24 protein-coding genes are annotated in these 25131 nt (G+C 71.0%); 16 read left to right on the top strand and 8 right to left on the bottom strand.

Translation table 11 applies throughout. From position 1 onward, the window contains the following. Window positions 1–93 precede the first annotated feature (93 nt). The 3 genes from ADL25_RS22110 to ADL25_RS22100 all read left to right on the top strand — a co-directional run bounded on the left by ADL25_RS22110 (window position 94) and on the right by ADL25_RS22100 (window position 6045). Entirely contained in the window at window positions 94–2898 is a 2805-nt protein-coding gene (locus tag ADL25_RS22110) for a DEAD/DEAH box helicase (protein ID WP_059129488.1), read from the top strand. Beyond that, entirely contained in the window at window positions 2895–4949 is a 2055-nt protein-coding gene (locus tag ADL25_RS22105) for an SWIM zinc finger family protein (protein ID WP_079050514.1), read from the top strand. Before ADL25_RS22110 ends, ADL25_RS22105 begins: the two co-directional genes overlap by 4 nt. Window positions 4950–5058: 109 nt before the next feature. Then, complete coding sequence (locus ADL25_RS22100) at window positions 5059–6045, top strand: LLM class flavin-dependent oxidoreductase (protein ID WP_059129487.1); 987 nt, start codon at window positions 5059–5061, stop codon at window positions 6043–6045. Between the two features lie 92 nt (window positions 6046–6137). Here ADL25_RS22100 and ADL25_RS22095 read toward each other — a convergent pair whose 3' ends face one another. Next, window positions 6138–7910, bottom strand: coding sequence for a sensor histidine kinase (locus tag ADL25_RS22095; protein WP_059129654.1), 1773 nt, complete (start codon window positions 7908–7910; stop codon window positions 6138–6140). Next, window positions 7903–8589: a response regulator transcription factor gene (locus tag ADL25_RS22090; RefSeq protein ID WP_059129486.1), complete on the bottom strand. Its 687-nt coding sequence runs from the start codon at window positions 8587–8589 to the stop codon at window positions 7903–7905. Before ADL25_RS22090 ends, ADL25_RS22095 begins: the two co-directional genes overlap by 8 nt. Window positions 8590–8736: 147 nt before the next feature. Here ADL25_RS22090 and ADL25_RS22085 point away from each other — a divergent pair, with 147 nt between their 5' ends. After that, the gene (locus ADL25_RS22085) at window positions 8737–9219 is read left to right on the top strand and encodes a hypothetical protein (RefSeq protein ID WP_059129485.1); all 483 of its coding nucleotides are present in this window, start codon (window positions 8737–8739) and stop codon (window positions 9217–9219) included. A 302-nt stretch (window positions 9220–9521) separates the two neighbouring features. On the opposite strand, the gene ADL25_RS22080 is transcribed toward ADL25_RS22085, so the two are convergent. Continuing rightward, entirely contained in the window at window positions 9522–10436 is a 915-nt protein-coding gene (locus ADL25_RS22080) for a LysR family transcriptional regulator (protein ID WP_234380993.1), read from the bottom strand. A gap of 344 nt (window positions 10437–10780) precedes the next feature. On the opposite strand from ADL25_RS22080, the gene ADL25_RS22075 reads away from it, so the two are divergent. Together ADL25_RS22075 and ADL25_RS22070 are read left to right on the top strand one after the other, a co-directional pair. Further along, window positions 10781–11569, top strand: coding sequence for an SDR family NAD(P)-dependent oxidoreductase (locus ADL25_RS22075; RefSeq protein ID WP_059129483.1), 789 nt, complete (start codon window positions 10781–10783; stop codon window positions 11567–11569). 47 nt (window positions 11570–11616) lie between these two features. Beyond that, entirely contained in the window at window positions 11617–11964 is a 348-nt protein-coding gene (locus ADL25_RS22070) for a carboxymuconolactone decarboxylase family protein (protein WP_059129482.1), read from the top strand. A 134-nt stretch (window positions 11965–12098) separates the two neighbouring features. Here the strand turns inward: ADL25_RS22070 and ADL25_RS22065 are convergent, their stop codons facing one another. Continuing rightward, complete coding sequence (locus tag ADL25_RS22065) at window positions 12099–12311, bottom strand: DUF4287 domain-containing protein (protein WP_059129481.1); 213 nt, start codon at window positions 12309–12311, stop codon at window positions 12099–12101. Window positions 12312–12564: 253 nt separating this feature from the next. Then, window positions 12565–13014 (bottom strand): DUF732 domain-containing protein, encoded by a 450-nt coding sequence (locus ADL25_RS22060; RefSeq protein ID WP_159044973.1) that lies wholly within the window; start codon window positions 13012–13014, stop codon window positions 12565–12567. Between the two features lie 511 nt (window positions 13015–13525). Here ADL25_RS22060 and pcaC point away from each other — a divergent pair. The 8 genes from pcaC (at window position 13526) to ADL25_RS22015 (ending at window position 20240) form a co-directional block, all read left to right on the top strand. Beyond that, window positions 13526–14824, top strand: coding sequence for a 4-carboxymuconolactone decarboxylase (gene pcaC / locus ADL25_RS22050; protein ID WP_059129478.1), 1299 nt, complete (start codon window positions 13526–13528; stop codon window positions 14822–14824). A 70-nt stretch (window positions 14825–14894) separates the two neighbouring features. Beyond that, on the top strand, window positions 14895–15530 hold the full coding sequence (locus ADL25_RS22045; protein ID WP_059129477.1) for an MBL fold metallo-hydrolase: 636 nt from the start codon (window positions 14895–14897) through the stop codon (window positions 15528–15530). An 88-nt stretch (window positions 15531–15618) separates the two neighbouring features. Beyond that, window positions 15619–16398 (top strand): exodeoxyribonuclease III, encoded by a 780-nt coding sequence (locus ADL25_RS22040; RefSeq protein ID WP_059129476.1) that lies wholly within the window; start codon window positions 15619–15621, stop codon window positions 16396–16398. Window positions 16399–16456: 58 nt separating this feature from the next. Next, window positions 16457–16897, top strand: coding sequence for a DUF6278 family protein (locus ADL25_RS22035; protein ID WP_059129475.1), 441 nt, complete (start codon window positions 16457–16459; stop codon window positions 16895–16897). A gap of 128 nt (window positions 16898–17025) precedes the next feature. Beyond that, a complete protein-coding gene (locus ADL25_RS22030) occupies window positions 17026–17769 on the top strand; it encodes an amino acid ABC transporter ATP-binding protein (protein ID WP_059129474.1) in 744 nt (247 codons plus the stop codon). Window positions 17770–17827: 58 nt separating this feature from the next. Then, complete coding sequence (locus ADL25_RS22025) at window positions 17828–18697, top strand: glutamate ABC transporter substrate-binding protein (protein ID WP_181923376.1); 870 nt, start codon at window positions 17828–17830, stop codon at window positions 18695–18697. A gap of 11 nt (window positions 18698–18708) precedes the next feature. Continuing rightward, window positions 18709–19353, top strand: coding sequence for an amino acid ABC transporter permease (locus tag ADL25_RS22020; RefSeq protein ID WP_059129473.1), 645 nt, complete (start codon window positions 18709–18711; stop codon window positions 19351–19353). Next, window positions 19350–20240, top strand: a complete 891-nt coding sequence (locus ADL25_RS22015) for an amino acid ABC transporter permease (protein ID WP_059129472.1) — start codon at window positions 19350–19352, stop codon at window positions 20238–20240. Before ADL25_RS22020 ends, ADL25_RS22015 begins: the two co-directional genes overlap by 4 nt. Window positions 20241–20292: 52 nt before the next feature. Here the strand turns inward: ADL25_RS22015 and ADL25_RS22010 are convergent, their stop codons facing one another. Continuing rightward, the gene (locus ADL25_RS22010) at window positions 20293–21906 is read right to left on the bottom strand and encodes an alpha/beta fold hydrolase (RefSeq protein ID WP_059129471.1); all 1614 of its coding nucleotides are present in this window, start codon (window positions 21904–21906) and stop codon (window positions 20293–20295) included. A 116-nt stretch (window positions 21907–22022) separates the two neighbouring features. Then, window positions 22023–22778 (bottom strand): hypothetical protein, encoded by a 756-nt coding sequence (locus ADL25_RS22005; RefSeq protein WP_059129470.1) that lies wholly within the window; start codon window positions 22776–22778, stop codon window positions 22023–22025. 391 nt (window positions 22779–23169) lie between these two features. On the opposite strand from ADL25_RS22005, the gene ADL25_RS22000 reads away from it, so the two are divergent. Then, window positions 23170–23577, top strand: a complete 408-nt coding sequence (locus ADL25_RS22000) for a hypothetical protein (protein ID WP_059129469.1) — start codon at window positions 23170–23172, stop codon at window positions 23575–23577. A 116-nt stretch (window positions 23578–23693) separates the two neighbouring features. Here the strand turns inward: ADL25_RS22000 and ADL25_RS21995 are convergent, their stop codons facing one another. Further along, window positions 23694–24128 (bottom strand): VOC family protein, encoded by a 435-nt coding sequence (locus tag ADL25_RS21995; RefSeq protein ID WP_107116675.1) that lies wholly within the window; start codon window positions 24126–24128, stop codon window positions 23694–23696. Between the two features lie 102 nt (window positions 24129–24230). Here ADL25_RS21995 and ADL25_RS21990 point away from each other — a divergent pair, with 102 nt between their 5' ends. Further along, window positions 24231–25046 (top strand): S66 peptidase family protein, encoded by an 816-nt coding sequence (locus ADL25_RS21990; protein WP_107116667.1) that lies wholly within the window; start codon window positions 24231–24233, stop codon window positions 25044–25046. Window positions 25047–25131: the final 85 nt, after the last annotated feature.

The following is a 25131-nucleotide window of genomic DNA, read 5'->3' as shown; positions in this document are numbered from 1 at the left end:
CCCGGCGCTCCCGCGGCCGCCGGAGCCGATTGTCGGACCCCGCCCGTAGAGTCGAAGACGACTCGACGTCGATGGCGGGAGGTGACCGGACGCATGGCCGAGCAGACGGCGCAGGGCGGCGTGCCCGTGAGGCTGGCCGCCGTCTTCGTGCCCGCGCCGGTGCCCCGCCGGGGCCGGGTCGTCTTCTGGGACCCGGAGGGCGATTCCCCGCCCGCGGGCCCCACGGAGGAGCTGACGGTCGTCCGCCGGCACGGGTCCGCGGTGCGCAGGGCCACCGTGCCTGCCGTGTCCGTCCCGGTCGCCGAGGCACTGCCCCTGCTCACCCGGGCCCGGCGCGATGCCGCCGCCCACCCGGCCACCGCGTGCTGGGGCGCGGCCGCGCTGCACGCCCTGCGGCTCGTCGCGCGCGGCAGGCTGCTGCCGGGGCTGTCCCCCGAGGGATACGACGCCTGGCGGGCCGGACCGCTGGAGCCGGACGACATCGCCCACCTCAGAGCGGTCGCCGCCGCCCTGCCGTACGAAGGCCACGCCGTCCCGCTCCCGGACAAGGGCCCGCTCCTGCTGCCCGAGCCCGAGGCCCTCGTCAGATCCTTCCTGGACGCGGTCGCGGACGCCCTTCCGCGCACTCCGGCGGCCGCCCACACCGTGGGCGGGCCGTTCGCGGCGCGCGAGCCGCAGCGTCTGCCGCTGGCGCAGGACTGGGCCGCGGAGGTCGCGGCCGGCATGGACGCCGGTGTGCGGATCTCGCTGCGCCTCGACCTGTCCGCGTACGACCTCTTCGACGACGGCGGGGGAGCCCGCCGTGCCGGGGCCGCGGTCGTACAGGTGCACAGCCTCGCCGACCCGACCCTCGTCGTCGACGCGGCGGCGCTGTGGGCCGGTGAGGCCGACGCCGCCTTCGGCCCCCGCGCGCGGGTGGACGCCGCCCTCGCCGTCCGCCGCGCGGCCCGGGTCTGGTCACCGCTGGACCGGCTCTCCGAGCAGGAGACGCCAGACGTGCTGGCCCTGTCCGAGGACGAGCTGACCGATCTTCTGGGCGTCGCCGCCACGCGGCTGGGAGCGGCGGGAGTCGCCGTGCACTGGCCACGCGACCTGGCGCAGGACCTGACCGCGGCGGCGATCGTACGGCCCGCGCCGGGCTCGGCCACCGACGGCACGGGCTTCTTCGAGAGCGAGGACCTCCTCCAGTTCCGCTGGCAGCTGGCCCTCGGCGGCGATGCGCTCACCGAGGCCGAGATGGACACCCTGGCGGAGGCCCACCGCCCGGTCGTCCGGTTGCGCGACCGGTGGGTGCTCGTGGACCCGGCGCTCGTCCGCAAGGCCCGCAAGCGCGAGCTCGGCCTGCTCGATCCGGTCGACGCGCTGTCCGTGGCGCTCAGCGGCAGCGCCGAGGTCGACGGCGAGACGGTGGAGGCGGTGCCGGCCGGGGCGCTGGCCGAGCTGCGGGACCGGCTGACGGCGGGCATCGTCCCCGTGGAGCCGCCCCCTGGTCTCGCCGCCCGCCTGCGGGACTACCAACTGCGGGGACTGGCCTGGCTGGACCTGATGACGTCGCTCGGCCTCGGCGGCTGCCTCGCCGACGACATGGGGCTGGGCAAGACCGTCACCGTCATCGCGCTCCATCTGCGCCGGGCGCGCCGTGAACCGACCCTGGTGGTCTGCCCGGCGTCGCTGCTCGGCAACTGGCAGCGGGAGATCGGCCGGTTCGCACCCGGCGTCCCGGTCCGCCGCTTCCACGGCGCCGAGCGGAGTCTGGACGGTCTGGACGGCGGCTTCGTGCTCACCACGTACGGGACGATGCGAGCGGCCGCGCCACGACTGGCCGGACAGAGCTGGGGACTGGTCGTCGCGGACGAGGCGCAGCACGTCAAGAACCCCTACTCGGCGACGGCGAAGGCGCTGCGCACCATCCCGTCGCCCGCCCGCGTGGCCCTCACCGGCACCCCCGTGGAGAACAACCTCTCGGAGCTGTGGGCGCTCCTGGACTGGACGACACCGGGACTGCTCGGCCCGCTGAAGTCCTTCCGCGCCCGGCACGCACGCGCGGTGGAGAACGGCGAGGACGCGCAGGCGGTGGAGCGTCTGGCCCGGCTGGTCCGGCCGTTCCTGCTGCGCCGCAAGAAGTCGGACCCGGGCATCGTCCCCGAACTGCCGCCCAAGACGGAGACGGACCATCCGGTGCCCCTCACCCGCGAGCAGGCCGCGCTGTACGAGGCCGTGGTGCGGGAGTCGATGCTCGCGATCGAGACGGCGGAGGGCATCGCCCGGCGCGGCATGGTCCTCAAGCTCCTCGGTTCGCTCAAGCAGATCTGCGACCATCCCGCGCTGTATCTGAAGGAGGACCCGCGGGCAGCCGCTGGCCTCGCCACGCGATCCGGCAAACTCGCCCTGCTGGACGAGCTGTTGGACACGCTCCTGGCGGAGGACGGCTCGGCGCTGGTCTTCACGCAGTACGTCGGCATGGCCCGCCTGATCACCGCGCATCTGGCCTCCCGCGCGGTGCCCGTCGATCTGCTGCACGGGGGGACGCCGGTACCCGAACGGGAGCGGATGGTCGACCGGTTCCAGAGCGGCGCGACACCCGTCCTGGTCCTGTCCCTCAAGGCGGCGGGCACGGGCTTGAACCTCACCCGCGCCGGCCATGTCGTCCATGTGGACCGCTGGTGGAATCCGGCCGTGGAGGAGCAGGCCACGGACCGGGCGTACCGCATCGGCCAGACCCAGCCGGTGCAGGTCCACCGGCTGATCACCGAAGGCACCGTCGAGGACCGCATCGCCGAGATGCTGGAGGCCAAGCGGGCGCTGGCCGACGCGATCCTGGGCTCCGGCGAGTCGGCCCTGACCGAGCTGACCGACCGGGAGCTGTCGGATCTGGTCTCGCTGAGGAGTTCGGCGTGAGCGGGGCAGGTGAGGAAGGGCTTGCGGCGGGCGACGAGTCGCGTGAGGGCACCGGGGCGGCCCCAAGCGACCGTCCGCGTCCCGCCGACGCGGTGCGCCGTGCGCTGTGGGCCGCGCGGGAGCGCGGCGGGGGCGCGGAGTCCTCGGCGCCGCCGGTGCAGCCGCCCGCCGCGCACACGGCGGCCTCGGCGCCGGAGGAAGGCACGCAACCGGAGGCCCGTCCCGGCGATGCGGCGCGGGCGGCTCTGCGCCGGGCGGCCGCGGAACGCCGCACCGGCCGGGAAGCGGACGAGGACGCCGTGTCACTGCCGGTGCCGGGCGAGGGAAGCCGAGCGGTTGTGGGCGAGGCCGCCACGCCCCGGGAACCCGCACCGGCCGAGCGTCCCGGCGACGCGGCGCGACAGGCGTTGCGTGCCGCGCGGACCGAGGCGGAGCGGCAGCCGGCCGAGCCGCGTCCGCGGGGGGTGCGGCCCCCCGACCGGTCCGCCACTGCCGGCACCCGGGAGCGGCGGGGGAAGCGCACCCGTACGCATGCCGAAGACACCCGTGCCATGGACGCCCGGGCACAGAACGTCCGGGAACTCCTCGCTGACGCCTTCGTGTTGCCGCCGGCCGCCACCGCGCAGCGCGGAGCCACGACCGTCGCGGCCGACGCCGGCGGTGAGCCGGGCGAGGCGCCCGCGCATCAGCGGCAGGAAGCGCCGGAGATCTCCTCGCGACCCCGGTGGGAGCAGCCGGATCCACCACCGGGACCCGGCGGTCCGCCTCCCGCCGCGGCCCGCTATCCCCGTTCCATGGCGGCCCCCGATCGCGACGGCGAGCTGCGGCGCACGTTCGCGGCGCTCCCCGCGCGACCGGCTCAGGCATCCGAGAGGTTCGCCGAGACCTGGTGGGGCAACGCCTGGGTCACCGCACTGGAGGAAGGGGCACTCGACGCGGCCCGGCTGGCGCGCGGCAGGACGTATGCCGGCCGGGGGAACGTGGACGCCATCACCGTCACCCCCGGTCTCGTGCTGGCCTACGTCCAGGGCAGCCGTCCACGGCCGTACCGCGTACAGGTACGGCTGCGGACGTTCTCCGACGACGAGTGGGACCGCTTCCTGGACGCGGCCGCCGAGCGTCCCGGGCACATTGCCGCACTGCTGGACAAGCAGGTGCCGCAGTCCCTCGCGGACTGCGGGGTCCGGCTGCTGCCCGTGCCCGGAGACCTCGAACCGCACTGCAGCTGCCCCGACTCCGGCCGTCCCTGCAAGCACGCGGCCGCCGTCTGCTACCAGACCGCGCGTCTGCTCGACCGGGACCCCTTTGTGCTGCTTCTGCTGCGCGGCCGGGGCGAACGGCAGCTGCTCGACGCGCTGTCCCGGCGTAACGCGGCGCGCGCGGCCCGGGCCGTCCAGGACCGGGAACCAGCACCCCTGCCCGGCGTACGCGCCCGGGACGCCCTTGCGCGGAACGCACTGCCGGCGCTGCCGTTGCCGTTGCCGCCGCCCGCCCACCCGGAGCAGCCGCCGGTCTATCCCGGGGCGCCGGGCGGCCCGGACCCGTTCGCGCTGGACCAGCTGGCCACGGACGCGGCCGCCCGTGCACACGCCCTGCTGACCACGGGACACGACCCGGTCGCCGAGCTGACATTGTGGCAGGACGCCGTACGGCTCGCCTCCGCCCGACCGGGTTCGGGACTCACCGCGGGCACCCGGGCGCTGTACGCCTCCCTGGCCGCCGCCACCGGACGCACTCCGGCCGATCTGGCGCGGGCGGTCGCCGCATGGCGGCAGGGCGGACAGGCGGCACTCGCCGTACTGGAGGAGCCCTGGGACCCGCCGGCGGGACGCTTCGACCGTGCCCGCCCCCTGCTGCTGGCCGCGGATCTCCCGGCGTTCCGCCCGTGGCGCAACCGCCTCACGCACCCGGACGGCCATGTTCAGCTCCGGCTCGGCCAGGACGGTCTCTGGTACGTCTACGAGTCGGAACCGGGCCGCGAGGAGTGGTGGCCCCGCGGCACCCCGGATCTGGACCCGGTCGGCGCCCTGACCGGACTGGGGGCGGGCTAGGCCGCGGCGGACGACGCGGCAGGGCAGACCGCGAAGGACGACGCCTGTCGGTCCTGCCGCGCGTCCGAAACCCATCGGCCCCTCGAAACGGCCTGAGTAGGATCGCGGAATGCTCACAACTCCGCTCGGTGCGCTCGAAGTCGCCCTGGTCCAGAGCGGCGCCCGAGCCGTGGACACGCTGCACGACACCGCCGGGTTCGCCCGGCGCATCGAGGACCTCGGGTACCGGCGGCTCTGGTACGCCGAGCACCACCACTCCCCGGCGATCGGGGCGTTCCCGCCGGTCGTGCTGACCGCCCACGCCGCCGCGTCGACCTCGTCCATCCGCCTCGGGTCCGGGGGCGTCCTCGCTCCGAACCACGCGCCGATCATGCTGGCGGAGCAGTTCGGCACGCTGGCGGCACTGCACCCGGACCGGATCGACCTGGGCATCGGCCGTGGCCCGGGCACGTTCGACGAGCGGACGGCACGCGCCCTGCGGCGTGGAGCGGGCCCGGCGTCGGACGACGAGTACCGAACCGATGTGTCAGCGATCCTGCGTCTTGTGGTGGAGGAGATGGATCTCGGCCCGCTCCCGGAGCCGTGGCTGCTGGCCTCGAGCACGGCGGGCGCCGGCCTCGCTGCGGAACTCGGACTGCCGATCGCCGTCGCCCATCACATCCGCCCGGATAACACCCTCACCGCACTCCGTCACTACCGCGAGCGCTTCTCCCCCTCCCGCTGGTGCGAACGTCCCCGTGTGCTGGTCTGCGTGGAGACGATATGCGCCGAGACTCAAGGTGAGGCGGCCCGGCTGGCGGGCCCGATGGCCGTCATCAAGGCCGGACTTCTCGCCGGACGGGGCGACATGCCCGTCCCCACACCGGAAGAGGCGGCCGACCACGTGTTCACCGCGGAGGAGGCGCGGGCACTGGCGGCCTTCAACGCCAGTCAGGCGCACGGCTCCCCGGAGACCGTCGTACGGCAGCTGGCGAGCATCGCGGACGCGACCGCTGCCGACGAACTGATGTTGACAACACCCGTGTACTCGGCGGCGGACCGCCTGAGGTCGTACGAACTCGTCGAGCAGCATGCCGGGTTGCGCGCCGCCTCGTGACGAGGGGCACCGGGGCGACACAAGCACACCGGTGCCGACCGTGCACGTGCCGTACCGCGCCGAACACCCCGCGGGGACGCGCACCTCGCTCGTCACTTCACCCGTGGAAGCCGGGCGCGGAAGACCGCTCCCCGGCCCGGGTCGCCCCCTACGGTGAGTGAACCGCCGTGCCGCAGCACCACGTCCCGGGCGATGGCCAGGCCGAGTCCGGCGCCGCCCGCATCGCGGCTTCGGGCCTCGTCCAGGCGGACGAACCGCTCGAAGACCCGCTCCCGGTCCTCGGGGGCGACCCCGGGACCGTCGTCGCCCACCGTGAGGACGACGACGTTGCCCTCGACGGCCACGCTCACCTCCACCGCGCCCGCCGCGTGCCGTTGGGCGTTGTCCAGGAGGTTGGCAAGGACCCGGGCCAGTTGCGTCCTGCTGCCGGTCACCGCGAGCGACTCGCCCTCCAGCGCCACGGCGGGGGCGAACCGGTCGGTCGCGGCGCGCGCGGCCACCTCCTCCAGGACCAGGTCCGCGAGGTCGACGCGTGCGTCCGCCGGACTCTCCCCGGCGTCCAGCCGGGCGAGGAGGAGCAGGTCGATCGCGAGATGCTGGAGGCGTACGACGTCCTGGACGAGGCCGTGGGTGTCCAGCAGCTCCGGATGCGCCTCGGCGACCTCCAGTTGGGTGCGCAAGTTGGCTATGGGACTGCGCAGTTCGTGGGAGGCGTCGGCGATGAAACGGTGCTGCCGCTCGATCGAACCCTCCAGGGCGGCCAGTGTCTGGTTGGTGGTGCGGGCCAGCCGGGCGATCTCGTCCCCCGACCGGGGCTCCGGCACTCTGCGGGACAGATCGCCGCTTCCGGTGATCTCCGCCATCTCGGCACGGATGCCCTCCACCGGCCTCAGCGCGCGCCGGGTGACCAGCCATGTCACCGCCGCCACGACGGCGAGCAGGAACGGCAGGCCGGTCAGCAGCGACTTCGTGACCTGGTCCAGGGTGGCCTGCTCCTCCTCCAGGGAGATCCCCGCGTAGACGGTGTAGGTGCGGCCGTCGTAGGTGGTGCCCTGAACGGCGGCGAAGCTGTAGTCGTGGGTCCTGCCGGCCACGGTGGCCCGGATCGTGCGCCGCTGGACGTCGGTGCCGACCTTTCCGCGCGGGGGACTGCTGGTGGCTCCCGTCCCGCTGTCCTCGCCGCCGCCGTTCCCGGAGTGGTCGTCCCCGCCGCCGTGGTCGTCGCCGGTCGGATCCCCGCTCCTGCCGTCGTCGCTCCCGCCGCTGCCGCCGTGGTCGTCGGAACCGCGGCCCCGCCCGTGGTCGTCCACCGGAGCCGCGATGCGACCGATCCCGTTGGGCACAGGGACGTGGACCGCGGCGAGCACGCCACCGGAGGCGCCCGTACGGCCGTTCGCGTGCGCGGTCGTACCGGTCGCGTCCGCCGTCCCGGACGCCGATGGCGAAGACGGTACGAACGCAGCACCCGACCGGGAGGGTGACGGCACAGCGGACGCGGCTGCCGTGGGGGTCGAGGACACTGCGGACCCGGGTGCGACGGTGCTGTCCGCGGCCGGGGCGTAGTCGGCGACAGGCGCACGGCCCGCGAGTGCGGCACCGGCGCCCAGTACCCGCCCGGCCGAGTCGACGACCTGGACCACGCGCCCGTCCTCGGGTAGGTCGAGCCGGTCGAACCGGCCGTTCAGCGCGTCCTGGGAACCGGCCACCGTACGGGCGGTGACCTCGGCCTCCAGGCCGGCCCGACCGGTGAGGTTGTGCCGCAGCACCGTGACCACGCCGAAGCCCGCGACGACCAGTGCGAGGCAGACCACCACGGTGGCCGCGAGCGCCGCGCGCGCCCGGACCGACGCCGGCGGCCTAGGCATCGCGTCCCCCATCGGCCTCCAGGCGGTACCCCGCGCCGCGCACCGTCCTGATGGAGCGGCGTCCGAAGGGCACGTCGATCTTGCGGCGGAGCGCGCTCACATAGACCTCGACGATGTTCGGGTCACCGGCGTAGGCGAAGTCCCAGACGTGCGCGAGGATGTCGGCCTTCGACACCACCTCGCCGGCATGTCGTGCGAGCTGCTCCAGTACCGCGAACTCCTTGGTGGTGAGGACGACTTCCTCCCCGTCACGGGTCACGCGACGGGCTCCCGGATCGAGACTCAGGCTGCCGACGCGCAGGACGGGCGAGCCGGTGCGGGCACGGCGGCGCAGCAGAGCACGGATACGGGCCTGGAGGACGACGTAGGAGAAGGGTTTTGTCAGGTAGTCGTCGGCGCCGGTGTCCAGACCCTCCGCCTCGTCGTATTCACCGTCCTTGGCGGTCAGCATCAGGATGGGCGTGTCGTCCCCGTCGTCGCGGAGCGAGGCACAGACCCGGTAGCCGTTCAGACCGGGCAGCATGATGTCGAGCACGATCAGGTCGTACTCCTGCTCACGGGCCAAGTGCAGTCCGTCGACGCCGTCATGGGCCACATCCACGGCGAAGCCCTCGGCGGCCAGTCCGCGTGCGAGGGCGGTGGCGAGACGTCGCTCGTCCTCGACTATCAGCAGGCGCATGCCGTCAGGGTGGCAGAACCTTCCTGAAGACGGGTTCAGGTTGCTTCAGCCTGGCTTCAGGGTGCGCGGCGCACGGTGGTTCCCGTCCGGTCGAACACACCGGACGGACCCCGTGGACCGGCCGCGGGGCGAAGGAAGGGACACGTCATGAACAGTTCCCGGTTCACCGGCCGCCGCCGCACCCTCGCAGCCGTGTTCGTCGCTGCGGCGGTGATCGGCGCAGGCGCCGTCACCGCCACGGCCGTCACCTCACCGAGCAGCGGTCAGCCGGCTCCCGGTCCGGCCGCCTCATCGACACACCACCAGCGGCACGGTGCGGACGACCGGGGCGTGGACGACCACGGCCGCCACTCGGGAACGGACGACGACTCGCGCACCGGTTCGGACGACTCCCGCACCGCACCGGCGACCCGGGCTGTGCCGGGCGGCGCCGTGGAGGACAGGCCGCACGCCGACGACCATCCGACCGCGCATCACAGCCGCTCCGGCGACCGGAGCCCCGAGGCCCGGCACCACGCCGACGACCCGGCCGGCGACGACCACGGCGGTGTAAGGGGTCACGGTGCTGACGACCCCGCCGGCGACGACCACCACGGGCGCGGCTCGCACGGCGGTGGGGACGACCACTGACGGCGGCGGCCACGCAGGCGACAGACCGACAAATCGACAGAGGCCGAACGTCGGCGGATCCGCGGGCGCGGCTGACGGCAAGGCCCGCGGGTCGGTCGACCCGCGGGCCTTGCCGCCCTCGCCGTCCTTCGAGCTGCTTCCCCGATCCGGGTGCCAGGCGGCCGCTGCGGCGGTCGAGAACCAGCCGGGGGTCCCCCGCCGGGCGCCGAGGTCGTGCAGCACGATCGCTGCCGTCTGCCGTCTGCCGTCTGCCGTCCGCCCGGCACATCCATACACGCGTGGCGACAGCCGGTGGACGCTGTTCAGCGCTCGCCGTTCGGGGCGCCGTGCGGAGCCGAGGAGGCTTGCGCCGCTTCCGTGAGTGCGACGACGAACTCGTCCAGATCGGCTCCGAGGGGGGTGTCGCAGTCCCAGACGGCCTCGTAGGCGATCTCGACGGGCTCTCCGCCCTGGTGAAGGGGGCGGCAGCTGGTGTGGTCGAGTGTGATCTTGGAGCGGGGCAGGAGTGCCGCACCGAGGCCTATCGCCGCCCACTCGTCGACCGCGCGGAAGCTGGCGGCCTCGCCCGGGTAGGGGTGCAGGACCAGGTCGTTGCCGTGGAAGAGCTCGGTGGTGAAGGTGGTCAGTCCGCAGGTGGCGGGTCCGAGGATGTAGGAGGCGTGCGCCACGGCACGCAGTTCGACGGGGGAGTCGTCCCCGGGTCCGGCGGGATCGATCACGACCACCGGTTCACTAGCGATGACGCGGTGGCGGAAGGCGGGCATTCCGGGAACGGCGGGGACGAGGACGATGTCCAGGCGTCCCGCCTCCAGGTCGCCGCGCAGAGGCTCGAGGTCCGCCTCCCGCAGTACCAGATCGCGTGGACGGTCCAGGGTGCGAGCGACCTGGAACGCATGGGCCACGAGGTCGGACCCGATCAGGGGCGACACCCCCATGCGGATCATGTCGACGGCCGGACGGGCCAGCCGCCGGCTCTCCGCGACCAGGGTGTCGAGGGCGCCGAGGACATGGTCGATCAGGGGGAGGACCAGGGCGCCGTGCGCGGTGGGCTTCACCCCCCGCGGTGACCGGTCGAAGAGCCTGACACCCAGTTCCTCCTCCAGCCGGGCAACGCCGTTCGACAGGGCCGGCTGCGTCACCCCGTAGGCCCGTGCGGCGGCGCTGAAGGACTTCAGACCGGAGACGGCCTGGGCATAACGCAAGGCCTCGATGTTCACGACTCTCTCCTCTGCGCCATAACGGCCCGCTATACCCCCATTTCCCATGATCCTCTACCGCTGCTGCGAGGGGCGCCCTATGGTCAATGACGTCGGGTTATACCGGGGCATACGGAGAGAATTCTATTGATCCTCGCGATCAGTGACGGACACATGCATATCTCTTCACCGTCGCCGGATCGTCAGCGATGTGGAGGCATGCCTGGGCTTCCGGGTTTTCTCAGTCCTTCGGCTGCCCTGGCTCGGCGTGAGACGGACACGCCCCGTGCATCGGACCCGACCGCCGGCGGCCGTGTCTCGTGCCAAGTCGTCAACGCGCGGAAAAGCAAGATCAGGAGAACAGCATGTCCAGCAGCACCCTCGACTTCACCGGGCGGAAGGTCGTCGTCATCGGCGGCACCAGCGGTATGGGGCTGGCCACCGCCCGCCGCGTCCTCGAGGGCGGCGGCAGTGCCGTCGTCACCGGCCGGAGCCAGGCCGGCGCAGCCAAGGCCGCGGACGAGCTGGCCGCATCCGGAAACGCCGTCGGCCTCGGCGCCGACCTGTCCGACCGCGCGGCGGTGGACCGTCTGAGCGAACAGCTGACGGAGCAGCACGCCGACGCCACCCTGCTCGTCAACTCCGCCGGAATCTTCGAGCCCAAGTCCTTCCTGGAACACACCCAGGACGACTACGACCGCTACCAGGCCATCACCCGGGCCTTCTACTTCGTGACCCAGACCGTCGCCGGCAACATGATCGCCCGTGGCAGCAGGGGCTCGATCGTCAACATCGGTGGCATGCTGGCGCACCAGGCCATGGCGGCAACGCCTTCCTCGGCGTACTCCGTGGCCAAGGCCGGCCTGCACTCCCTCACCCAGCACCTGGCCATGGAACTCGCCCCGCACGGCATCCGCGTCAACACCGTCGCCCCCGCCGTGGTGCGCACCCCCATCTACGAGGCCTTCCTCCCCAAGGACGAGATCGACTCCACGCTCGACGGGTTCAACAGCTTTCACCCCCTCGGTCGCGTCGGAACCCCCGACGACGTCGCCCCCACCGTCGCCTTCCTCCTGTCCGATCAGACCGACTGGGTCACCGGCGCCACCTGGGACGTCGACGGCGGCGTCCGGGCCGGACGCAACCTCTACTGACCGGCCGTCACCCGCCCACCCCTCGACCGGAAGCACAGGAGCGCATCGTGTCCTACCACGAGCACACCGACCACCAGTACGCCCGGCACATCCGCGCCGGCGCACCTGCAGCCTTCAAGGCCTTCATGGCCTGGGACGCCGAGGTCCTGCGTGGCAGCAACAACGTCATCCCGGCCAAGTACACCGAACTCATGGCCGTGGCCGTGGCGTTGACCACCCAGTGCGCCTACTGCATCGAGGCACACACCAAGGCAGCGCACTCCGCGGGCGCGACCCAGCAGGAACTCGCGGAGACCGTCATGACCGCCGCGGCCCTGCGTGCGGGCGGCAGTTACGCACACGGGTTCATGGCCATGAAGTTCTTCGGCCAGGCCGACAAGAGCGCCACACCGTGAGCTGACACGGCCGACCACCCCTGTCGGCCTGCCGTGAGCACCCGGCCGCCACCCCACAGCCGTGGGTGGCGGCCGGGTCGCAGCCCGCCCGGCTTCCAGCCCGTCATGACAAGGCCGGGGCCGGTTGTGCGCCGCTACTTGTCGTGGCCCTCTGCGAGGGTGTGCGCGACGAGGGCGTTGGCGTGGCCGTGCCCGAGACCGTGCTCGGCCTTGAGCCAGTTCACGAGCTCCATGTGCTTCGTCAGGGGCGAGGACAGGATGAGCTCCTTCCACTCCGAAACCGGGCGACCGTACTTCTTCTCGATGGAAGGAAAGTAGCTGGCAGGGCCCTTGACGGCGTCGGTCATGTCGGCAATACCCCATCTCTGGATGCTGGTTGTTGAGGACTGCCGGCCGCGCCGCACGTCCACCGGGCCGCGTAGCAGTGTTGTCGCTCATTCGACTGATGGGTGGCGCGTGGATCATCGGTCGGCGAATGTGCGCTGCGTCACAGTTCGCTGCCGGGTGTGCACGCACATGCGCCGCGGGCTCGCCCGGCGGGACCGGCCTGACTTCGCCTGAGACCGCCGTCCCGGCGTCGAGAGCGCCGTCCCTGCCCCGTCAGGCATCGGGGCAGATGTACGCCCTCGCCGCCGCCAACACGGTCTGTGCCGCTGCCGGGTTCAAGTCCGGCACCTGGGTGGAGAACCGCCGCTGCATGTTGCCGATCTGTGTGGGCCCGGGCTTGTGCCGCAGGATGTCGAGACAGCCGTTGCGCCCATTGTCGACGGCCTCGTCCGGGTCGGCGGTCAACCGCTGGTCCGCTGTTTCGAGAGTCTGCAGGTAGGCCCTGCGGTGCGGGCCGTCGGGCCCGGACACGCCCGGTACCTCGGCGCCGTCGTCGGTGCCCGAGTCGGCCGACGAGGTCGTCGCCGTCGACACGGTCGAGTTGATCTCCACACGACTGCTCGGCGTTGAGGTGTCAGGCGTGTCGGCGCCCCCGGCGGCTGCGCATCCGCTGAGGACGAGCACGGCGAGCGACGCGCCCGCTACTACTGCATTTCGTGACATCCAGTCAGCATGCGGGCCGTAACCGGCACATGTACGCATCGTGACGGATTCGTGACAGCCTGAGAGGGGGTGCTCGAATCCGCGGCCGGTGATCGGGGCCCGGCGCTCTCCGCGCCGCTGAGGGCAACGCCTCGTCGAAGTCGAAGAGGGTCTGGGCGGCGACCGCATGGACTCCAGGTGCGGGCCGTGGACGGGGGCGGCCGGGCGAGCGTGTCCGCGAGCAACGCAAGGTGGGGCGTACCGCCACATGGCGAAACCTGTGCTGCGCGCAGGGCGTCTGTACGATGCCCGCGCGTCGGGCTTCACGCACCTCGCGGACAACGGCGTCCCGGACCGCACCCGGGCCGGGCCGGCAGGGCACTGCGACGTGAGGACCACGGAGAACCGGTACGTGAAGCCGGATGTGGAGGATCTTCGCACGGCCGTCACGACTTGGGAGGGTCTGCATGGGTCCCCGGGCGTACATACCGGGCGGTCGTGAGAAGTTGTGAGATATGAGAGCGTGAGCGGCGTGAGTCAGACACCCCCCACACCCCTGCAATACCGCTTTGACGGGCCAGAAGACGCTCCAGTCCTGATCCTGGGTCCGTCCCTCGGTACAACATGGCACATGTGGGACCGCCAGGTCCCCGAGCTCGCCGAGCAGTGGAGGGTCTTCCGGTTCGACCTGCCCGGGCACGGCGGAGCGCCCGCGTACCCGGCGGGTTCCGTCGGTGATCTCACCGTCCGGCTGCTCGCCACGCTGGACGCGCTCGGTGTGCAGCGTTTCGGCTACGCGGGCTGTGCGCTCGGCGGTGCCATCGGGGTGGAGCTCGCACTGCGTCACCCCGAGCGCCTCGCCTCGCTCGCCCTGATCGCCGCCTCGCCTCGCTTCGGCACCGCCGACGAGTTCCGTCAGCGCGGCGTGATCGTGCGGACGAACGGCCTCGACCCGATCGCCCGGACCGCCCCGGAGCGCTGGTTCACCGGTGGGTTCGCGGCGGCCCAGCCCGCGATCACCGAGTGGGCGGTGCAGATGGTGCGCACCACCGACCCCGGTTGCTACATCGCGGCCTGCGAGGCGCTCGCCGCCTTCGACGTACGGGCTGAACTGGGCCGTATCGGTGTGCCGACCCTGGTCCTGGTCGGCGCGGACGACCAGGTGACCGGACCGGCCGAGGCGCGCACCCTCGTCGCCGGGATACCGGACGCACGCCTCGCGGTCGTCCCCGGCGCCTCCCACCTGGTGCCCGTCGAGCAGCCCGCGGCGGTCACGGATCTGCTCGCCCACCACTTCGCGACCGCGTGGCACCCCGGGTACGACGCAGCGACCGGCCAGATGGCCGCCATCGCGGCGCCTCCCGTGAAGCCGGTGCTGTCCGGCCCCGTGCCGACGGCGCCCGTGGCCGAGATCGCCCCGGCCGTCCGGCCTCCGGTGCCGTCGGGCAGGGCGGACACGTACGACACGGGGATCAAGATCCGCCGCGAGGTCCTCGGTGACGCGCACGTGGACCGGGCTCTTGCCTCGGCGGACGACTTCTCCGGGGACTTCCAGGAGTTCATCACCCGGTACGCGTGGGGCGAGATCTGGGACCGGCCGGGTCTGGACCGGCGCTCGCGCAGCTGTGTCACCCTCACCGCGCTCGTCGCGGGCGGCCATCTGGACGAACTCGCGTTCCACACCCGGGCGGCCCTGCGCAACGGACTCACTCCGGAAGAGATCAAGGAAGTGCTGCTCCAGGCGGCGGTCTACTGCGGCGTACCGGCCGCGAACAGCGCGTTCAAGGTGGCGCAGCGGGTCATCCGGGAGGAGACGACCCCTCTGGAGTGACGTTCTGCCGGGTGGTGGGAGCACCATGCTCGGCGGGACCCGGCAGACCGGGCCGGGGCAGGATGGGGTCATGAAGCTCACGAAGAAGTCGCACGCCTGCATCCGGCTCGAGAAGGACGGGCGCACGCTCGTCATCGACCCCGGCGCCTTCAGCGAGGAGGACGCGGCGGTCGGCGCCGACGCCATCCTCGTGACCCACGAGCACATGGACCACTTCAGCGAGGACCGGCTGCGGGCCGGGATGGAGGCCAACCCCGGCGCCGAGATCTGGACGCTCGCCTCCGTCGCGGAGCAGATCTCGGCGGCCTTCCCGGGCCGTGTGCACACCGTCGGCCACGGCGACACCTTCACCGCCGCGGGCTTCGACGTCCAGGTGCACGGCGAGCTGCACGCCGTGATCCACCCGGACATTCCGCGCATCACCAACGTCGGTTTCCTGATCGACGGCGGGAAGGTCTTCCACCCGGGCGACGCGCTCACCGTCCCCGGCCGGGCGGTGGAGACGCTGATGCTCCCCGTGATGGCTCCCTGGAACAAGATCTCCGAGGTCATCGACTACGTCCGCGAGGTCCAGCCGCAGCGTGCCTACGACATCCACGACGCCCTGCTGACGGACCTGGCCCGGCCGATCTACGACAACCAGGTCGGCGCGCTGGGCGGCGCCGAGCACTTGAGGCTGACGCCGGGGGCGTCGGCGGAGGTCTGAGCGCCGCGGCAGCCGGGAGGTCGGGCCGGAGCGGGCTCCGCGGGGACGCGGGGGACCGTTGTCGTACCCGCCAGGTAGGTTGTGGGACATGCGCATCGCCACCTGGAACGTGAACTCGATCACCGCCCGCCTCCCGAGGCTCCTGGCCTGGCTGGAGAGCAGCGGCACGGATGTGTTGTGTCTCCAGGAAGCCAAGGTCGCCGAGCAGCAGTTCCCGTACGAGCCGCTGCGCGAGCTGGGCTACGAGGCCGCTGTGCACGCCACCGGCCGGTGGAACGGCGTCGCGGTGCTCTCCCGAGTCGGCATCGAGGACGTGGTCAAGGGCCTGCCCGGCGACCCGGGCTACGAGGGCGTCGAGGAGCCCCGCGCCGTATCCGCGACCTGCGGCCCGGTCCGCGTCTGGTCGGTGTACGTGCCGAACGGCCGCGAGGTGGACCATCCCCACTACGCGTACAAGATCCAGTGGTTCGAGGCCCTGAAGGCGGCCGTGGCGGGCGACGCCGCGGGCGGCCGCCCGTTCGCCGTGCTGGGCGACTACAACGTGGCCCCGACGGACGACGACGTCTACGACGTGGCGGCCTTCGAGGGCGCGACCCATGTCACCCCGGCCGAGCGGGCCGCCCTGGCCGAGCTGCGGGAGACGGGTCTCACGGACGTCGTCCCGCGCCCGCTGAAGTACGACCACCCGTACACCTACTGGGACTACCGCCAGCTCTGCTTCCCGAAGAACCGCGGCATGCGCATCGACCTGGTCTACGGCAACACCTCGTTCGCGGCCGCGGTCAAGGACGCGTACGTGGACCGTGAGGAGCGCAAGGGCAAGGGCGCGTCGGACCACGCGCCGGTGGTGGTGGACCTGGAGGTCTAGGGAGTTCCCCCCGGTGTCACTCTGGTGCGACCCGTCGTACCGGTGACACGCTGGGGCCATGAACATCCCCTTCCTGGGCACCTGGCGCAAGAAGCGCGGCCCCGCCCGTGGCGTCGTGGTGTTCTCCGAGGGCGACATCGATACGATCTCCGTCGCCCAGCTGCTCTCCGAGTGCGAGTTGCTGCGCTCCCAGGCCGAGGACGCCGGCGTAGAACTCGACGACTCCGCGGCGTCCCTGGAGGCGCTCGACCAGCTCGTCCCGCGCTGGCGTGACGACGAGGAGACCCTGCCCTGGCTCGGGAACGACGCGGGACTCTACCTGGGCACGGTCATCGTGCGCACGGTCCCCGGTGCCGCCTGGGAGATCCGGCCGAACGGCCGTCCCGTCGTACGGCTGTCCTCCGGGCGTGAGCTCGATGTGGTGGCCGACGGCCTGACCTGGGCCTCCACGGGCGCTCCGGAACTGTCGTATGTGTATGCCGAGGCGGCCGAGGCGTAGCCCCACCCCGATCGGCACCCTGTAAATACGGCTAATGCCCGAACGGTGCGTGTCGGGTGTCGAGCGCGCCCGCCTCTGGATAGCTTGCGGGACCTGCGACACGGCTGAGCGACTAGGGCGGGCAGGGCATGGCGGTCGATCCGCTGATCGAGCTTCACGGCGTGAACAAGTGGTACGGCGACCTGCACGTCCTGCAGAACATCGATCTCACGGTCGGCAAGGGTGAGGTGGTTGTGGTCGTCGGGCCCTCGGGGTCCGGCAAGTCCACGCTCTGCAGGACGATCAACCGGCTCGAGACCATCCAGTCCGGCGCCATCAGGCTCGACGGCCGGCCGCTCCCCGAGGAGGGCAGGGCCCTCGCTCGCCTCCGCGCCGACGTGGGCATGGTGTTCCAGTCCTTCAACCTCTTCGCCCACAAGACGGTGCTGCAGAACGTCTCACTCGCCCCGGTGAAGGTCCGCGGGCGCAGGAGGGACCAGGCCGACACACGCTCGATGGAACTCCTGGACCGTGTCGGCCTCGCCTCACACGTGTCCAAGTACCCGGCCCAGCTCTCCGGCGGTCAACAGCAGCGGGTCGCGATCGCCCGGGCCCTGGCCATGGACCCCAAGGCGCTCCTGTTCGACGAGCCGACCTCCGCACTCGACCCCGAAATGATCAACGAGGTCCTGGAGGTGATGCGCCGGCTCGCGCGCGACGGCATGACGATGGTCGTGGTCACCCACGAGATGGGCTTCGCGCGGGCCTCCGCCAATCGCGTCGTCTTCATGGCCGACGGCCGCCTGGTCGAGGACCGCACCCCCGAGGAGTTCTTCACCAACCCGCGCAGCGACCGCGCCAAGGACTTCCTGTCCAAGATCCTCAAGCACTGACCGGGGGAGTCCGACCGTGATCCGTACCCGACGTGTGTGGGCCGCACTGGCACTGCTCATGGCGCTGGCGGCCGCAGCCTGCGGCAAGGAGGGCAGTCCCCCCACCAAGGGGCCCGCCACCGACAGGCTGCCGCACTACCAAGTGGCCCGGGGGTTCCGGCTCCCCGAGTCGCCCACCTGGAATCGGGCGAAGAAGCGCGGCTACTTCGTCGTCGGCGCCAAGGAGGACCAGCCCTACCTCGGGGAGCGGGACCCCGCCACCGGCACCTTCTCCGGCTTCGACATCGAGATCGCGAGGATGATGTCGGCCTCGCTCGGCCTGGCTCCGGAGACGATCCGTTTCCGGACCATCGCCTCGGCCAACCGCGAAACCGCCCTGCAGAACGGGCAGATCGACTACTACGTCGGCACCTACACCATCAACGCCCTGCGCAAGAAGCTCGTGGGTTTTGCCGGACCGTACTTCATGGCCGGCCAGGACCTTCTGGTTCGCCAGGACGAGCACGGCATCGACGGCCCGCAGGACCTCGGCGGCAAGCGCGTGTGCTCGGTCGCCGGTTCGACCCCGTACCAGCGCATGAAGAAGGACTACCCGAAGGTGGTCCTGGTCGCGTACGACACCTACTCCGTCTGCGTCGACAATCTGCTCACCTATCAGGTCGCCGCCGTGACCACCGACGACGCCATTCTCATCGGCTTCGCGGCGAAGGCACCGGACGAACTCCGGGTCGTCGGCAGGCCTTTCTCCGAGGAGCCCTACGGCATCGGGGTTCCGCGCAAGGACAACGCCCTCAGATTCGCACTCGACGACGCACTGGAGGCCCGTATGAAGGACGGCGACTGGAAGAAGGCGTTCGAGGCGACCCTCGGCCTGTCCGGGGTGCCCGCGCCCGCCCCGCCGGCCATCGACCGCTACCCCGCGACCTGAGCGAGGCACGCGTGAACGTACTGACCGACAACATCTCCGTCTTCGCCGAGGGCTTCCTCGGTACCGTCGAACTCACCGTCTACTCCTCCCTGCTGGCCCTCGCCCTCGGCTTTGTGATGGCCTCCTTCCGGGTCGCTCCCGTGCGCTCCCTGAGGGTGTTCGGCACCGCGTGGGTGGCGGTCCTGCGCAATACGCCGCTCACCCTGCTGTTCTTCGCGGTCCTGCTCGGGCTGCCGCGCTTCGGGCTCGTGCTGCCCTTCACGGTGTTCGCCGTCCTCGCGCTCGGCTGCTACACCTCGGCGTTCATCTGCGAGGCACTGCGTTCGGGCATCAACACCGTTCCCACGGGCCAGGGAGAGGCGGCCCGCAGTCTCGGCATGTCCTTCGGGCAGACGCTGTCGCACGTCGTTCTGCCGCAGGCCTTCCGGACGGTCATCCCGCCGGTCGGCTCCATCCTGATCGCGCTCGCCAAGAACTCGGCGATCGCCGGGGCGTTCAGCGTCACCGAACTGCTCGGCACCTACCGGACCCTGAGCGAGCTCGGCTACAACATCGTCTGGACGTTCCTCTGGATCGCCGTCGGCTATCTGGTCGTCACAGGCGTCATCAGCGCGGTCTTCAACGTCCTGGAACGCCGCTGGGGAATCGCCCGATGATCGTCAAAGCCGCGGCGGCCACTGCCCTTTACGACATTCCGGGACCGAGGGCCCGCAGGCGGCACCGCCTCTTCGGGGTCCTCGCCACCGTCGTCCTCCTCGCCCTGCTCGGCTGGATCATCCATCTCCTCTTCTCCACCGGCCAGTTCACGTACACGAAGTGGATGCCCTTCGAGTACAAGGGAATCCAGGAACTTCTGCTGCGCGGCCTCGGCAACACGCTCAAGGCCTTCGCGATCGCGGCCGTGCTCTCCCTGGCCCTGGGCGGGCTCCTCGCCGTTGGGCGACTCTCCGAACACGCCCCGGTGCGCTGGTTGTCCACGCTCGTCGTCGAGTTCTTCCGGGCCATGCCGCTGCTGGTGATGATCTTCTTCATCTTCGTGGCGCTGAAGGTGCAGCCCCTGCCCGCGCTGGTCGCGGGTCTGACCCTCTACAACGGCTCGGTGCTCGCCGAGGTCTTCCGTTCGGGCATCAACTCCGTGGACCGGGGCCAGAAGGAGGCCGCGTACGCGCTGGGCATGCGCAAGACACAGGTCATGTCGTACGTCCTGGTGCCGCAGGCCGTACGGGCCATGCTGCCCGCCATCATCAGCCAGTTGGTGGTGGCGCTGAAGGACACGTCCCTGGGCTTCCTTATCACCTACGAGGAATTCCTCCACGCCGGCAAGCTCATCGCGTCGAACCTCGACTACGATTTGCCGTTCATCCCCGTGGTGATGGTGATCTCACCGATCTACATCGGGATGTGCATGCTGCTCTCCTGGGTCGCGCAGTGGGTGTCCCGGTGGGAGCGGCGCAGTCCCAAGACCGAGGCCGTGGACGTCGAGACGGCCGGGGCGGGGACGCTGCTGCCGGGTGGGGTTCCCCCCACGGCCCCGGGACCGTAGGGGGAGGGGGGCAGCAGCCATAGGGCCGGGCCCGGCCGGCGGCAGCCGGAGATCACTGCTCGCGCAGCGGAACGGACACATAGGAAGGATCGTCCGCAGGCGAGGAGAAGGTCAGCTGTGCGCCGGACGGGTTGTGCTCGATATAGAGCGGGTCGACCGTGTCGACGACCAGGGCGAGCCGGTGCCCGGCCGGTACGTCGTAGGCCGTGGAGAACAGATCCAGGTCGACGCCGAACGGCTTGCCGGGCGTCCGCCCGTACCAGGTGTACGGCGCGTTGCTGACCAGCTTGCCGAGGCCGAGCGGACCCACGTCGTAGAGATAGGCGACGAGGGTGCCGCTCGCCTTGGTGCCGGTGACCGTGGTGTGCATCTTCACGGTGCCGCGGATCCGCTGGGCGGTCGCGTACTTCCCCGACTGCCACACCGCGGCCCAGCGGCGCGGCAGGAGCGGGATCCACGCGGCGGGGGGCGCCTGGGCGACCTGGTCGAGGATGCTGGAGAGGAAGATGATTCCGCCGTCCGCGCCGGAGTCGACGTTCGCGTGGATTCCGTGCGTCCCGGCGAGGTCGATCTTCCTGCTGGTCGCGGCCACCGACTTCCAGTCCGGATAGCCCTCGTAACCGCCCGCGGAGCGGGACTTGAGCTGTACCGGCTGCTCGCGGTCGATGCCGTTGTCCACGCCCTTGAGGTAGTGGTCGAGCCACCGCCGGGTGTCCGTCCACACGTCGTTGGGCAGTCCGAACAGGCCGGTCAGTTCGGCCGTGGCATGGTCGCCCGGACGTAGCTCCAGCCTCTTCGGGCCCGTCAGCTTCTCGTAGAAGTCGGCGTACCCGTTCGCCGGGAAGATCGTGTCGCCCCAGGCGTTGGCGAGCATGACGGCCGCGCCGTTGCGGTTGATCCGGTCGACGTAGGTCGCGGGTGAGCGCTTCTCGCCCCAGGCGATCAGCTCCGGTTCCTTGGAGAGGTCGGAGGCGTAGAAGTCGTTGAACACCTGCCTCACCTCAGGGCTTTCACGGCCGGTGAGCGTTGCGGCGCCGTCCAGCAGGGCGGCCGCCTGGATGTGCTGGGTGCGGCCTGAGTAGATCGAACCGATCAGGTCCGACCAGCCGCTGAGGGAGGCGACCGCCTTGATGCGTCTGTCGTGAGCTGCCGCCAGCAGGCTGATGCCGGCGCCGTAGGAGACGCCCGCCATGCCGATGTGCCCCGCGTCCGCCGGGGTGTTGGCGAGGGCCCAGTCGATGACCTTGGAGGCGTCGGCCGTGTCGGGTGGGCCCGCCACCTCTATTCGTCCGCCGGACTGCCAGAAACCACGCACGTTGTAGGTGACCACGACATAGCCGGAGTCGGCGAGCTCCCGGGCCTGGGCCAGGTACTCGACCTGCGGCAGGCCCCAGCTCGTGGGGAGCACGACGAGCGGATAGCGCCGTGTGCCGTCGGCGTCCGCGGGCGTGACGACGTTCGCCTTGAGCACCGTGCCGCCGTCGCCTGTGATGTCGACGAACCGAACGCCGCCGACGGCCTGTGCGGAGGGGGCGAGGCCGAGGACGCTGCCGGCGACCAGCGTCGCCGAGACGGCGCCCACGGTGGTGGTGCGCAGCGCCTTGCGGGCGGCCCCGCCCGTCTTCCGCCGCTCTGCTCGACGGCGCTTCCCGCCCCCATGCGTCATGGGTCACTCCTCACTCGTGTCAGTGCAAAGTGACCCGACGGTAACCTTCGCCGTTTACCAGAGGTAACCCGTCGGTAAGTTACGCACGAGTAACGATTGTTGACGCCTGGAGGAACCTAGGAGGCGCGATGGGACGTGCGAGCGGCGGGCACGGGTGCGGGAGCCTGCGCGACCCTCGTGACATCGCCCACCAGCTCGACCACATCCGGTCCGTACGCCTGGGAGTTGACGACCTTCAGCAGCAGGACGAAGGAGCCCGAGCCGTACTTGCGCGCCAGGCGTTCGTGATGGCGCGCGAGGTAGCGGGTCGCCGCCTGGTTGGTGATCGCGCGCTGGCCGCAGAAGAGGAAGACGGGTCTCGATCCGCGGCCCAGGTCCGCGGTGAGCCGCGCGAGGACGACGTACTCCGCCTTGCCGGACTCGAGTTGGTACTTCTCCCCGCCGATCCGGAACGCACCGCGTTCCGGGCCCGGTTCGGGATCGGTGTTGACCTGGACGCCGGGCAGGAGGGAGTTGAGGTGCGCCGCCATGCGGCGGTTCGAGGAGGGTCCGCCGACGCAGAACTCGGTGCGCTCACCGAAGCCCTGCTGAGCCGCGTCATGTGCGACCACCTGGGCGTTGGCGCCGCAGTCCTTGATGAGCGCGGAAAGCTCCAGCAGGGCGAACACGTCGTGGCGCATGACCGTCAACTCCGCGCCGCCCGCCTCGCGGTTGACCACGAGCAGCGACTCCGAATTGTCGGGGAGCCCGAAGAACGCCTGCTTCCGCCGGAGTTTCCGCCTCCATATGTAGGTACGAGCCAGCCAGCCGAGGGCAGCGCTGATGCCCGCCGCGACTACCCCGAGGACGATGTTGCGCACGTCGTCGTTCATGGGCGCGCATGCTAGCGGCTCCGGACGACGATCAGGCGCTCAGCGCCGGCCGGAGTGCTGCCGAGCAGGTCCTGCATCCGCCCGTTCGGGATCCCGCCGAGGCCCTCGCCGCATCCGTTGCTGATCGGCAGCCGGTGGGAGGGGCAGTGCTCGGCGAGAGCGGCGAGACGCGGACGCGAAAGCCGGCGCGGTCACACGCCTTGCGTGCCGGCGATCACAGCATAGTGACGAAAGTCACCCGTCATGGCGGCAATTCTCACGTAACCAGGACGTATTTACCCATTCCGCTACAGATCCGGTGGCCTCGTCAAAAGCTGCTTCAGGCGCAGGCCTGCGCACTTGAGTAGCCGTACTCAGGTGTGCGGCTACCGTCCGCCTCAGGATGGTGGGCATGTTGCAGTGGGTCCTGGACGTCGGCCTGGCGGTCCTGTTGTCAGGGCTCGAGGTGGCGGCGTCAGCTGCCTTTTGGTTTGCCGAAGCCATGAAGAAGTGGGCCGTCAAGGGAGGGCCGGTTCCTGGTGCGACGAGGCGGCTCTTCCTGGTGATGAGCGTGGGACCGACCTCCCTGGCGTTGATCGGCTACGGCCTCTCTTGGGCCGACCTGCCGGTGGCCTGCGCGTCTCAAGCGGCCTTGGCTGCACTGCTCACGTTGATGCTGAGCCTGGGTGCAGGAACCGAATGCGGCAAGCGCATCAGCAGATACCGGCTGCGCCGCCGTCTTCGCCGAGAACGTCGCCACTGGCACGAGTCGCAGCGCGAGGGCGGCGGACAGGCTTCGGCTCCGGTCCGCCGGCGGTAGCCCCGCCGCGGCCTCGATACACGCCCTGACGGCGTTCACAGGCCGAGCTCGGCATTGCCCGGCTGCACACCCCGCCCTCGTGGGGTGACTCCCGCCCTCCCCGGCTCGGAGAACGGTCAGTCGATACAGAACTCATTGCCCTCGATGTCCAGCATCGGGATGCACGACTCGTTTTCCTCATCGGCGTACAGAGTCTGCACGTGGGTCGCGCCGAGCGCGACCAGCCGTGCGCACTCGGCTTCGAGTGTGGCGAGACGCTCGTCGCCCACGAGCCCGGTGCCGACCCGGACGTCGAGATGCACCCGATTCTTGACGATCTTTCCTTCGGGGACGCGCTGGAAGTACAGGCGCGGTCCGACGCCCGAGGGATCACTGCAAGCGAACCATGATCCCTGCTTCTCGGGGGGGAGGGTGCGATTGAATTCGTCCCAAGTGGTGAACCCCTCCGGTGGCGGCGGCATGACGTACCCCAACACTTCACACCAGAAGCGAGCGAGGCGCTCAGGTTCTGCGCAGTCAAAGGTGACTTGGAACTTCTTGATCGCTGACACCGGCGCACCGTAGCGCATACCAAGGGGACGCCGCCGCTCATTTCTCCCGGCGGATCCGCCCGTCACGGCTCCCGCCGCTCGCTGCCCTCGCAGCTCGTACGGGTGACAGGTCCCGTACGGGCAGGGACGGACGGTGAGGCCTGCGTACGGCGGCATGAGCGCCGTGCGGGGACTGCTACGAGGGGCAGATATACCGGAGGACAGGCGACGCTCGGCTATCTCGATCTGATCGATCTGGACGCGATCCGGGCCGACCCGAAACCGATCATCGGCTACAGCGATATCTCGCTGCTGCACATGGCGTTGCACGCCAAGACCGGCCTCGTCGGCTTCCACGCCGACATCGCCACCCACGGTTTCGGCAGCGACTGGTACACGCTGGGCGACGCCGCCCGTCGCTCCGAGCTGGTCGACCTCTACACCCGCGTGCTCACCAAGGCCGAGGCGCCGGGCGTGCTGCCGGCGGGAGGGGCTTGGGAAGCCTGGCGGCCGGGCCGTGCGCAGGGGCCACTGTTCGGCGGTTTGCTGAACCGCCTGGTCCTACTGCAGGCGACACCGTTCGCGCCGGCCGCCGAACGATTCGACGGGGCCGTGTTGTTCTGGGAGGAGCTGCAGCGGCCGGTCTCGCGGATCTGGAACGACCTGCATACCTTGCGGCTGTCCGGTGTGCTGGACCGGATCGCGGGCAGGGTGGTCGGCATCCCGACCGAGGTCACGCCTCACGACGACGGCGGAGACCGCGCAGTTCTACGCGATGTGGTGCTCGATGTCCTGGGCCGGCGTGACATCCCGGTCCTGGCTCAGGTCGACTTCGGCCACACCTCGCCGAATCTGCCGCTGCCTGTCGGCGTCCGCGCAGACGTGGACGCGGACAACCGGACGCTGTCCCTGCTCGAGTCGGCGGTCGCGGAAGCCTGAGTTCTGTTGGAAATCATTTGGGCCGGGGCATCCTTCTGCCGTAAGTCTGCGGCTCGACAACCGTGCGGCCCTCTACGGGGGGTGA

This window comes from Streptomyces sp. NRRL F-5122, from assembly GCF_001507435.1.
GTDB lineage: Bacteria > Actinomycetota > Actinomycetes > Streptomycetales > Streptomycetaceae > Streptomyces > Streptomyces lannensis.
Note: the sequence above shows the minus strand (reverse complement) of the source record. Positions and strands in the feature narration are given on the sequence as shown.